A 615-nucleotide genomic window follows, 5' to 3' on the forward strand; every position below is an offset into this window, starting at 1 on the left:
GAGTCATTGTTGACGGGGACTGGAAACGAGTTAGATTTACAGACGTTTAAGGTGACCGATCAGCTCACAGGCCGTTTGATGGGGGTACGCTCTGATATAACGCCTCAGGTAGCAAGAATTGACTCGCATATGCTTAAAACTAACGGTATTAGCCGACTATGCTATGCAGACACCGTGCTACATACTAGACCTGCACACATGCTTACTAACCGCTGTCCGATGCAAATTGGCTGTGAATTATTCGGTGAGAAAAGCCAGGCGGCAGACCTTGAAGTAATTTCTTTGATGCTAGATACGCTAAATGCCGCTCAGGTAGGTCGTATACATATTGATCTGGCGCATGTCGGAATTTACCGAGGGCTGTTAGAATCTGCAAGCTTTGATGAAAGTACTGAAATTAAAGTGTTTGATGCACTTAGTCGAAAATCTATACCTGAATTGGACGCTTTAGCTCAAGCAGATGATGCAAATAAAGAGATAATTTTACTTATTAGAGATATTGCCAACCTAAGTGGTGGTGTTGAGTCTCTAGAAAAAATTCGTCAAAGTGTTGAGCGTTTAAAGCTAAGCGCTAACGAAGGTATTGTTTCCGCTATTGCTGAGCTGCAGAGAATT

At 42.8% G+C, this 615-nt stretch carries 1 protein-coding gene; it reads left to right on the top strand.

All coding sequences use genetic code 11. The features are described from left to right. The coding region (locus tag A3729_RS12570; protein ID WP_197475836.1) for an ATP phosphoribosyltransferase regulatory subunit at positions 1–615 on the top strand (615 nt) is incomplete at both ends.

It is taken from the genome of Oleiphilus sp. HI0043 (genome assembly GCF_001634935.1).